The sequence below is a fragment of the Pantoea sp. CTOTU46764 genome (assembly GCF_031974595.1).
In the GTDB taxonomy this organism is placed as follows: Bacteria; Pseudomonadota; Gammaproteobacteria; order Enterobacterales; family Enterobacteriaceae; genus Pantoea; species Pantoea trifolii.
Genome location: NZ_DALYOQ010000041.1, coordinates 28,715 through 39,392 on the forward strand (window position 1 = coordinate 28,715; position 10,678 = coordinate 39,392).

Below are 10,678 nucleotides of genomic sequence, written 5' to 3' on the forward strand. Positions count from 1 at the left end.
GGAAGTGACGCAAGCCGCAATCGATCGTATGGAGCAGCGTGACTCGCAGATTCAGGCGTTTTGTACCACCACACCGCAGTTGGCACTGCAACAGGCGGCTGCCGTGGATGCAAAGCGCGCGCGCGGCGAATCGCTGGGTGCGCTGTCGGGCGTGCCGCTGGCGGTGAAAGACCTGATATGCACCGCCGGCGTGAAAACCACCTCGGGATCGTATGCCTACGCCGATTTCGTTCCGGATGAGGATGACATCACCGTTGAACGCCTGCTGGCCGCTGATGCGGTGCTGCTGGGGAAAACCACCGCGCCGGAATTTGGTTACAGCGGTGTCGGGCATAATCCGCTGTTTCCATCACCGCGCAATCCGTGGGATCTCAGCAAAACGCCGGGCGGATCCAGCGCCGGTTCCGGTGCGGCACTGGCAGCGCGCCTGTGTCCAATTGCCTTAGGCAGCGACGGCGGCGGTTCGGTGCGCATTCCTGCTGCGCACTGCGGCGTATTTGGCCTGAAAGCGTCAATGGGGCGCGTACCTTTGTGGCCGGGTTGTCGCGACGAGCGGTATCCCGGCGTTTCCAGCTGGGAATCGCTGGAACATATCGGCCCAATGACGCGTTCGGTGCGCGACAGCGCATTGATGATGTCGGTGATGGCGGGGCCCGATATGCGCGATCGCCACTCGATTCCCTGCAATGACGTCGATTGGCTGGCCGCGCTGAATAAGCCACTCGGTGGTATGCGCATCGCCTTCAGCGCGGATTTCGGCTACATCGCCGTTGACCCTGAAGTGCGTGACATTGTCACTCATGCTGCGCGTCGTTTTGCCCGTGAACTTGGCGCCGAATTGGATGAAGTCGATCCCGGCATCGCCGATGAAGGTGCCTCTTTTGCCGCGCTGGTGGCTTTTGAGAGCGATCTCACTGGCATGCGTAACATGCACGCCGAACTGGGGGCACGCATGTCACCGCATCTCAGCGCCATGCTGCAACACGACTGGCGGGCTGAAACCTTTACCGACGCCAACACCACGCGTAAAAAGCTGTGCAATCAGATGTGGCGCTTTATGCAGCATTACGATCTGCTGCTGTCGCCGACGCTGGCGGTGCCGCCATTCCCGCTCAACATGCAGGGACCGGAGATTATCAATGGCCGCATGGTGCGTAGCGATCACTGGCTCTCATTCTGCTTCCCGTTCAATTTTACCGGCCAACCGGCGGCATCTGTTCCCGCGGGCTTTACCGCCAGCGGATTGCCGATTGGCATGCAAATCGTGGGTCGTCATCTGGACGATGGCCTGGTGCTGGCGGCAAGTGCCGCATTCGAGCGCATACAACCCTGGAATCACATCACACCTGTTTCAATCGGAGTTGCCCATGACTAACAAAAATTCACCGGCGTTAGAGCAGGAGTTCGAGCACGAACCGGTTCCGCTCAGCCATCGCCACTCGACCGGTTCGGTGTCGGCGGTGTGGTTTGGTTTCCCGATGATCCTCACCAATGCGCTGTTTGGCGGCATCATTACCTGGCATCTTGGCTTCTGGCCGGCGCTGATTGCCATTCTGCTGGGCAATCTGGTGCTGTTTGCCTATGTCGGCGCGCTGAGTTGGTTCGCCGGTAACACCGGCATGAACTTCGCGCTGCAGGCGAAACGGACTTTCGGTACCAAAGGCTACATTTTGGTTTCAGGCTTCCTTTCTACCGTGGTGATTGGCTGGTACGCCTTCCAGACCGGCTTAACCGGTACGGTGATTAACCAAACCTTTGGCTGGAATGCGCTGGCGGTGACGGCGTTTGCCATGGTGCTTTATACCGCCATCACCTTCCTCGGTGTGCGCGCCTTGTCAGGGCTCGGCATGATCGCGGCACCGCTGTTCGTGGTGTTGGGATTGGTGGCGCTGTGGCTGATTGGGAAGGATCATGATTTCAGCACCATCACGCAGTTTACCGGCAGCAGCAGCGCGGTGGGCGCGATGAGCATGGGCACCGCCGTCACCATGGTGGTGGCCGGTTTTGCCGATTCCGGCACCATGACGGCAGATTTCACCCGCTGGTCAAAAGACGGTAAATCGGCGGTGATTGCCGCGTTCTCGGCGTTCCCGGTGGCGAACGTCATCTCTTATCTGTTTGGCGTGGTGATTGTGGCGGTAGGCGCGGCAGTCGATCCCGCGAGCAACGGCGGCAACTTCCTGCCAATGCTGATGGGTCACGGCATGCTGCTCTCGGTGATTGCCTTCCTGTTTGTGTTTATCAACCTCGGTTCGGTGTGTACGCATTGCCTGTATAACGGCGCGGTTGGTTTTAGCCATCTTTTTAGCAGCAAAATGCGCTTGTGGACGGTGATCCTCGGCGTGATCGGCGGCGCGCTGGCGCTGGCTGGCGTGTGGTCCTATTTCCTTGAATGGCTGAGTTTGCTTGGTATCGTGGTGCCGCCGTTTGGCGCGGTGATGATTGTCGATTTGATCTTCATGGCCAAAATCAGCGAACAGCGCAAATTGCGCCGTCTGCGCGGCAGCGCCTTTGCCGCCTGGGCTATCGGCAGCTTGTGTGCGGTGATTGCGCATATTGCTTTCCCACAGTTTGGTGAAGCAGTGATTGGTCTGGTGACTGCCGCCGCCAGCTACACGCTGATTGTAAAACTGAAACGTGAAAGTACGGTAAATGTGATGGAGGAAAAAAATGCCTGATTACGCCATTGATTCAACCCCTTACTCGTGGCCGTATGACGGCCGCTGCAGCCCACAGGATACCGCGCTGATCGTGATCGATATGCAAACCGATTTCTGCGGCAAGGGCGGTTACGTTGATAGCATGGGCTACGACATTGCTTTAACGCGCGCGCCGATTAAGCCGCTGCAGCAGGTGCTGGCAACGATGCGCAAGTTGGGCTTCCCGATCATTCATACACGCGAAGGGCATCGGCCCGACTTAAGTGATTTGCCTGCGAACAAGCGCTGGCGTTCGAAGCGCATGCAGGCAGAAATCGGCGCGCCCGGTCCGTGCGGGCGCATTCTGGTGCGCGGTGAACCGGGTTGGGAGATTATTCCGGAACTGGCGCCGCTGCCCGGTGAAGTCATCATCGATAAACCGGGTAAAGGCTCGTTTTATGCCACCGATCTCGAACTGATCCTGCGCAGCCGTGGCATTCGCAATTTGATCATCAGCGGCATCACCACCGATGTCTGCGTCCACACCACGCTGCGCGAAGCCAACGATCGCGGTTTTGAGTGCTTGGTATTGTCAGATTGCTGTGCGGCGACCGAGCAAAAACACCACGAAGCCGCGCTCAGCATGATCCATATGCAAGGCGGGATTTTTGGTGCAGTAGCCAGTTCGCAGACTTTGCTGTCAGGGTTGGCTAGCAAACAAATGTCTGAAGTCGGTTAACGCTCTAGCCACTTTTGATAGTGCTCAGGCCACGCCATTGTCGGCGTGCCGGGCCTGCCCATACCAAATCCGTGTCCGCCGCTGCTGTAGCGATGCATCTCAACCGGCACATGCTCACGCTTACAGGCGTCAGCCATAATCAACGTGTTATTTGGATCGGAAATCGGATCGTCCTCCGCCTGCACCAGAAAGAAGGGCGGCGATTGCGGATTAACGAACTCTTGTACTGACCATGCGGCGTCTTCATTGGCAGGCGCGTTTTTACCCACCAGAATTTTGTGGGTTGAGGTGTGCGTGTAAGGTTGTTCCAGCGTGATGATGGGATAGATCAGCGCAGCGCGATCGGCGGTGGCGGGCAGGTTATCCAGTGCATCGGTGGCCCTATACGAGCGGAAATACGCGCGCGTGACCGCCATACCGAGCAGGTGCCCACCGGCGGAAAATCCCAGCACGCTGACATGCTTTTCAAGCTGCCGCACCAGGCGCAGCGCGCGTTGTGCGTCCTGCAGTGAAACCATCGCGCCATCGTTCCAGTCTTCATGCGGCAAACGATAGCTCAGCACATAAGCGGTATATCCGCGTGCCGTCAACCAGGCTGCGGCAGGCCAGGCTTCTTTGCCCATTTCAATGCGCGTATAGCCGCCACCTGCGGCGATCAACACCGCGCGACCATTGGGCGAGGGCGGCGTTAATACGGTGAGTGTGGGCTGCACGATATTACGCTGCGCACCTTTGGCTGAAATAACCAAATCGCCAGCAGGACCGCCGCCGCCCGGCGGTAAATCAGGCCACAGCGGTAAAACTTGGGTTGTTACGTTCGCTGAAGCAGCAAAGGTTAGCCCGCTACGTACGGCCAGCGTGGAAAGTGTCAGATACGATAAAAAGTGGCGGCGGTTCATGGCGAATCCTCATGAAATTAGAGGCTTATTGAAGCAGATAAATCAGCAGAGAAGATGAAGAGGGCGTTGCTTTGTATTACCAAATGCGACGAAGGCGAGAATTAAGGGTTGTAGTTACAACATACTTTTAATTGATTATTAATAGTAACATGTAACCATTGTGCGGAGTTCAATTTGTCCAATGATTAAGACGCGAGTTGCAGCTTGAATTTGCGACAAAAGAAAAGGGCGACTAACGTCGCCCTTAAATCAATCTCACCCACGCATCGGTTCAGCACGCACCGGTTTATCACCGGCAACAAAGTAATCCGCTTCGCTGCGCGGCAGCGGCTTGCGGCCACGAATGTTGTCTGCGATTTTCTCGCCGATCATGATGGTAGTGGCATTGAGGTTACCGGTGATGATCAACGGCATGATTGAGGCATCCACCACGCGCAGCGCTTCGACGCCATGCACGCGGCCTTCACCATCAACGACCGACATCTCGTCAGTACCCATTTTACAGGTGCCGCACGGGTGATAAGCCGTTTCGCCGTGATTACGCACAAACTCATCCAGCTGCTCATCGGTCTGGCAATCCAGGCCTGGGCTGATCTCTTTACCGCGATATTTATCCAGCGCCGGCTGGTTGATGATCTGGCGCGTGATACGAATCGCATCGCGGAACTCCTGCCAATCCTGTTCATGTGACATGTAGTTAAACAGAATCGCCGGATGACGGCGTGGATCGCGTGATTTCAGGCGCACATGGCCGCGGCTCGGCGAGCGCATCGAACCAACGTGACACTGGAAACCGTGCGCTTCCACCGCGTTCGAGCCGTTGTAGTTAATTGCTACCGGCAGGAAGTGATACTGAATATTCGGCCAGCTGAACTCTTCGCGGCTGCGGATAAAGCCGCCGCCTTCAAAGTGGTTGCTGGCGCCGACGCCGGTGCCGTTAAACAGCCACTCCGCACCGATTTTCGGCTGGTTCCACCACTTCAGTGCCGGATAGAGTGATACCGGCTCTTTGCACTCATATTGCAGGTACATTTCGAGGTGATCCTGCAAGTTCTCGCCCACGCCCGGCAAATCATGCACCAGCGGGATATCAAACTGTTTCAGCAGTTCAGCGGAACCGACACCGGAACGCTGCAGAATCTGCGGCGAGGCGATGGCACCGGCGCACAGCAATACTTCACGACGCGCGTGCGCCTGATGCGACGTATTGCTGGAACCTAGCAGATACTGCACGCCAACCGCGCGTTTACCTTCAAACAGAATGCGGTCAGTGGTCGCATGGGTGACGATTTTCAGGTTCGGACGCGTCTTAGCGGTATCGAGATAACCACGCGCGGTGCTGGAGCGGCGACCTTTCGGCGTCACAAAGCGATCCATTGGCCCAAAACCTTCCTGCTGATAGCCGTTCAGATCGTCCGTGCGCGGATAACCCGCCTGCACGCCGGCTTCAATCATTGCCGCGAACAGCGGATTGTTACCTGGTTTACAGGTGGTGATACTCACCGGACCTTCGCCGCCGTGATAATCATTGGCACCGATATCGCGCGTTTCAGATTTGCGATAGTAGGGCAGGCAGTTCAGGTAGCTCCAGTTTTCCAGACCAGGCTCATTGGCCCAGTTATCGAGATCCATCGCGTTACCACGGATGTAGCACATGCCGTTGATCAGCGACGATCCGCCCAAACCTTTACCGCGTCCGCACTCCATGCGGCGGTTATTCATGTACGGTTCAGGTTCGGTTTCGTAAGCCCAGTTATAGCGTTTTCCCTGCAGCGGAAAAGCCAGCGCCGCAGGCATCTGCGTGCGGAAGTCGAAGCGGTAATCTGGGCCGCCCGCTTCTAAAAGCAGCACATTGACGCTGCTATCTTCGGTCAGTCTTGTTGCCAAAACGTTCCCTGCGGATCCGGCTCCGATAATGATGTAATCAAATTCCATTAGTCGTTCCTCAGGTTAAAAGCCAAAATTAAAATACGGACTGAAAACGGGTCATTTCGAGTTGCACCGATTTCACCTGCGTGTAGTTTTGCAGCGTCATCAGGCCATTTTCGCGGCCGACACCCGAATGCTTGTAACCGCCGACAGGCATCGCGGCGTCAGATTCGCCCCAGGTATTGATCCAGCAGATACCCGCTTCAATCTGGTGAATCACGCGGTGCGCGCGGTTGAGATCCTGGGTTACTACACCCGCCGCCAGGCCAAATTCGGTGGCGTTGGCGCGGCGAACCACTTCTTCTTCACTTTCGTAGGTCAGAATCGACATCACCGGTCCGAAGATCTCTTCGCGCACAATGGTCATATCATCACGGCAGTCGGTGAAAACGGTAGGTTCAACCCACGCGCCGTTATCGAAGTCCGCGCCGCTCAGGCGTTTACCGCCGCACAGCAGACGCGCCCCTTCACTGATGCCGGATTCGATGAAACGCATCACATTGTCGCGATGCGCGAAGCTCACCAGCGGACCGAAGTTGGTATCAGGATGGTTGAGATCGCCCGCCTTGATGCGCGCCACGCGCTCGGCGATTTTCGCTTCAAACGCCGCTTGCAACGTAGCCGGGATAAACACGCGCGTGCCGTTGGTGCAAACCTGGCCCGAGCTGTAGAAGTTCGCCATCATCGCGATATCAGCGGCGAGGTCGAGATCGGCGTCATCGAAGATGATCAGCGGGGATTTACCGCCCAACTCCATGGTGACGTCTTTCAGCGTTGAGCCTGCCGCATTCGCCATCACTTTCTTGCCGCTGGCGACGCCGCCGGTGAAGGAGACTTTATCGATGCCCGGATGATCGGTGAGCAGCTGGCCGGTGACCGCACCGCGACCGTTCAACACGTTGAACACGCCGTTTGGTACGCCCGCTTCGGTGTAAATTTCTGCCAGCTTCAGCGCGGTGAGCGGCGTAACTTCGCTCGGTTTGAAGATCATCGCGTTACCGGCGGCCAGCGCAGGCGCGGATTTCCACAAAGCGATCTGAATCGGATAGTTCCACGCGCCGATACCGGCCACCACGCCCAGCGGTTCGCGGCGGGTATACACGAAAGAGGTGTCGCGCAGCGGGATTTGCTGGCCTTCCAGAGAAGGAATCAAGCCCGCGTAGTACTCCAGCACGTCGGCACCGGTCACAATATCCACGTATTGGGTTTCGCTCAGCGGTTTGCCGGTATCGAGGGTTTCCAGCGCGGCCAGCTCGTCGTTGCGTTTACGCAGGATATCGACCGCACGACGCAGAATGCGCGAACGTTCCATGGCGGTCATCGCCGCCCAAACTTTCTGGCCTTTTTTCGCTGCGGCAACGGCGCGATCAACGTCTGCGCGATCGGCTTCATGCACGTCGGCCAGCACTTCGCCGTTTGCCGGGTTGATGGTCTGGAATGTGTTGCCTGCCGCAGCGGGAACCCCTGCGCCATCAATATAAAGGTGTTGCTCGGTGAATCGGGACATGATTTCTCCTTCCTCAGTGATTCTGGTCAGCCAATTGCTGACGAATGAATTGGGTGGTGAGCTGTCTGGCGATAGCCAAATCGAACGGTTTACCGCTGAGCGCCGCGCGCAGCCACAGGCCATCAATCAGCGAGGCAAGGCCATGCGCCGCCAGGCGCGCCTTCTCGCGCGGAATAACGCGACGAAATTCGGCTGCCAGCGTGGAAAACAGACGACGGCTGCTTACGCGTTCTAAGCGCCCCAACTGTGGCTGATGCATGCTGCTGGCCCAGAAATCCAGCCAGGCTTTCATCGCGGCGCTGTGCACCTGCGAATCATCAAAGTTGCCTTCCACAATCGCCAGCAGGCGCGCTTCGGTGCTGGCGCCGGCCAGCGGTTTTAACCTTGCAGCTACCGCATCACGCAGTTGACGGGTTACGTCACGCATCGTGGCTTCCAGTAGACCGTTCTTGTCTTTGAAGTAGTGGCTGATGATGCCTGTCGATACGCCAGCACGTCGCGCAATCTGCGCAATCGTGGCGTCGTTGATCCCGACTTCGTTAATGGTGCTCAGGGTCGCATCAATCAGTTGCCGACGACGTATCGGCTGCATTCCCACCTTTGGCATAACACTCCAGCTCCACTTCAATCTTAGAACACTATTAAAACTTTTTTTGATTGCACGTTCAATATAAAAAAGAAATTTGTTAGGATGCTGTGCTTGGATTGTTACAAAAACGAAGCGGTGGGTTGAAGGGATCTCATCAGGTGTGTACTCACGCGCACCCCACGAAAACCGCACTTCCCTCGTCGGCTCGTCATTTATGGCGGCCGAATCAGGGTTCATTGGCACGTACTACAGGAAATTAACCAGAGGTAATCGATGATTAATCCACCTGCCAGTGAAAAAGACAGAATCAATCCTGTGGTGTTTTACACCTCAGCCGGACTGATTCTGACATTTTCACTTGTCACGATTTTTTACAGCGAACTCGCTGCCAGCTGGCTTCTGACCGCCGTCAATTGGGTCACGTCCACGTTTGGCTGGTACTACATGCTCGCTGCCACGCTGTACATCGTGTTCGTCATCTATATGGCGTGCTCGCGCTACGGCGCGATCAAGCTTGGGCCGGAGCAATCTAAACCCGAGTTCAGTTTACTGAGCTGGTCGGCGATGCTGTTTGCCGCCGGTATCGGTATTGACCTGATGTTCTTCTCGGTTGCCGAACCGGTAACGCAATATATGCAGCCGCCAGAAGGTGCAGGGCAGACCATGGAAGCCGCGCGTCAGGCGATGGTGTGGACGCTGTTCCACTACGGCGTCACAGGCTGGTCGATGTACGCATTAATGGGCATCGCGCTCGGCTACTTCAGCTATCGCTACAACCTGCCGCTCACTATCCGTTCAGCGCTTTATCCAATTTTTGGCAAACGCATTAATGGCCCGATTGGTCACACGGTGGATATCGCTGCGGTGATCGGCACTATTTTTGGTATCGCCACTACCCTGGGAATTGGGGTGGTGCAGCTGAACTACGGCCTCAACGTGCTGTTCGATGTGCCGGAAGGTTTCACGGCACAGGCCGCGCTGATCGTGCTGTCGGTGATCATCGCCACCATCTCAGTGACCTCCGGCGTAGATAAAGGCATCCGTATTCTCTCTGAATTGAATGTCGCGCTGGCGCTGGGCTTGATTCTGTTCGTGCTGTTTATGGGCAAAACCGATTTCCTGCTCAACGCGCTGGTGTTGAACGTCGGTGACTACGTCAATCGCTTTATGGGTATGACGCTGAATACCTTTGCCTTTGATCAGCCACGCGAGTGGATGAATAGCTGGACGCTGTTCTTCTGGGCGTGGTGGGTTGCCTGGTCGCCATTCGTTGGCTTGTTCCTTGCCCGTATCTCGCGCGGTCGTACTATTCGTGAGTTCGTGCTGGGTACGCTGATTATCCCGTTCACCTTTACGCTGCTGTGGTTGTCGGTGTTTGGTAACGCGGCGCTGTATGAAATTATTCATGGCGACGCCGGCTTTGCCCAGGAAGTGATGGCGCATGCTGAACGCGGCTTCTACAGCTTGCTGGCGCAATATCCGGCGTTCAAGTTCAGTGCTTCGGTGGCCACCATCACCGGTATGCTGTTCTACGTGACGTCGGCGGATTCCGGTTCGCTGGTGTTGGGTAATTTCACCTCGAAGCTGAAAGACATAAACAGCGATGCACCGAACTGGCTGCGTATCTTCTGGTCGATTGCGATAGGTGTGCTGACGATGGGTATGCTGATGACCAACGGGATTTCTGCCCTGCAGAACGCTACGGTGATCATGGGCTTACCGTTTAGCTTTGTGATCTTCTTTGTAATGGCCGGGCTGTATAAATCGCTGAAGGTCGAGGATCATCGCCGTGCCAGCGCCAGCCGCGACACCGCGCCGTACATTCCGGCCAGTAACGATCGCCTGAGCTGGAAGAAACGCCTGTCGCGCCTGATGAACTATCCGGGCACGCGCTATACGCAGAAGATGATGGAAGAGGTGCTGTTCCCGGCGATGCAGGATGTGGCGAAAGAGCTGGAGCTGCGCGGTGGACGTATCTCGCTGGAGCGTGCCGAGCCAGAAGAGGGGCAGCCGCTGGGCCACCTCGATCTGCGCGTGTTGCTGGGTGATGAGCAGGATTTCGTTTATCAAATCTGGCCGCAGCAGTATTCGGTTCCGGGCTTTACCTATCGCGCACGCAGCGGTAAGTCGACCTATTACCGTCTGGAAACCTTCCTGCTGGAAGGCAGCCAGGGCAACGATTTGATGGACTACAACAAAGAGCAGGTGATTATCGATATTCTCGATCAGTACGAGCGTCACCTGAACTTTATCCATCTGCATCGTGAAGCGCCGGGCAGCAATATGACCTTCCCGGACGTGTAACGTGTGGCGGTCGCCATAATGGCGACCCTTATATCTCGATCATTCTCCTCCGGGTGCTATGATCCCCGACTG

Annotated in this window: 8 protein-coding genes; 4 read left to right on the plus strand and 4 right to left on the minus strand. The window is 56.6% G+C overall.

All coding sequences use genetic code 11. The features are described from left to right. The 3 genes from RTM06_RS14400 to RTM06_RS14410 form a co-directional block, all read left to right on the plus strand. Positions 1-1,375 (plus strand): amidase (locus tag RTM06_RS14400; RefSeq protein WP_312183032.1); only part of this gene is annotated, 1,375 nt, incomplete at its 5' end. Further along, positions 1,368-2,678: a cytosine permease gene (locus RTM06_RS14405; RefSeq protein ID WP_312183034.1), complete on the plus strand. Its 1,311-nt coding sequence runs from the start codon at positions 1,368-1,370 to the stop codon at positions 2,676-2,678. The genes RTM06_RS14400 and RTM06_RS14405, both read left to right, overlap by 8 nt. Next, complete coding sequence (locus RTM06_RS14410; RefSeq protein WP_312183036.1) at positions 2,671-3,378, plus strand: isochorismatase family cysteine hydrolase; 708 nt, start codon at positions 2,671-2,673, stop codon at positions 3,376-3,378. Before RTM06_RS14405 ends, RTM06_RS14410 begins: the two co-directional genes overlap by 8 nt. Here the strand turns inward: RTM06_RS14410 and RTM06_RS14415 are convergent. The 4 genes from RTM06_RS14415 to betI all read right to left on the minus strand — a co-directional run bounded on the left by RTM06_RS14415 (position 3,375) and on the right by betI (position 8,320). Beyond that, positions 3,375-4,277 (minus strand): alpha/beta hydrolase, encoded by a 903-nt coding sequence (locus RTM06_RS14415; protein ID WP_312183038.1) that lies wholly within the window; start codon positions 4,275-4,277, stop codon positions 3,375-3,377. The genes RTM06_RS14410 and RTM06_RS14415 overlap by 4 nt on opposite strands. A 255-nt stretch (positions 4,278-4,532) precedes the next feature. Further along, the gene (betA, locus tag RTM06_RS14420) at positions 4,533-6,212 is read right to left on the minus strand and encodes a choline dehydrogenase (protein ID WP_312183040.1); all 1,680 of its coding nucleotides are present in this window, start codon (positions 6,210-6,212) and stop codon (positions 4,533-4,535) included. Positions 6,213-6,240: 28 nt separating this feature from the next. Further along, entirely contained in the window at positions 6,241-7,713 is a 1,473-nt protein-coding gene (betB, locus tag RTM06_RS14425; RefSeq protein ID WP_312183042.1) for a betaine-aldehyde dehydrogenase, read from the minus strand. A gap of 13 nt (positions 7,714-7,726) precedes the next feature. Then, positions 7,727-8,320, minus strand: a complete 594-nt coding sequence (gene betI / locus RTM06_RS14430; protein ID WP_256698647.1) for a transcriptional regulator BetI — start codon at positions 8,318-8,320, stop codon at positions 7,727-7,729. Between the two features lie 255 nt (positions 8,321-8,575). Between betI and RTM06_RS14435 the strand changes: the two genes are divergently transcribed. Beyond that, positions 8,576-10,606 carry a choline transporter gene (locus tag RTM06_RS14435; RefSeq protein ID WP_256698648.1) on the plus strand — a complete coding sequence of 677 codons (2,031 nt, stop codon included), beginning with the start codon at positions 8,576-8,578 and terminating at the stop codon, positions 10,604-10,606. Positions 10,607-10,678 lie beyond the last annotated feature (72 nt).

What these genes read in the sequence shown, in the direction of transcription:
- RTM06_RS14405 (WP_312183034.1), top strand. Translation starts at nt 1,368, where the DNA reads ATGACTAACAAAAATTCACCGGCGTTAGAGCAGGAGTTCGAGCACGAA.
- RTM06_RS14410 (WP_312183036.1), top strand. Translation starts at nt 2,671, where the DNA reads ATGCCTGATTACGCCATTGATTCAACCCCTTACTCGTGGCCGTATGAC.
- betB (WP_312183042.1), bottom strand. Translation starts at nt 7,713, where the DNA reads ATGTCCCGATTCACCGAGCAACACCTTTATATTGATGGCGCAGGGGTT.
- RTM06_RS14415 (WP_312183038.1), bottom strand. Translation starts at nt 4,277, where the DNA reads ATGAACCGCCGCCACTTTTTATCGTATCTGACACTTTCCACGCTGGCC.
- RTM06_RS14435 (WP_256698648.1), top strand. Translation starts at nt 8,576, where the DNA reads ATGATTAATCCACCTGCCAGTGAAAAAGACAGAATCAATCCTGTGGTG.
- betI (WP_256698647.1), bottom strand. Translation starts at nt 8,320, where the DNA reads ATGCCAAAGGTGGGAATGCAGCCGATACGTCGTCGGCAACTGATTGAT.
- betA (WP_312183040.1), bottom strand. Translation starts at nt 6,212, where the DNA reads ATGGAATTTGATTACATCATTATCGGAGCCGGATCCGCAGGGAACGTT.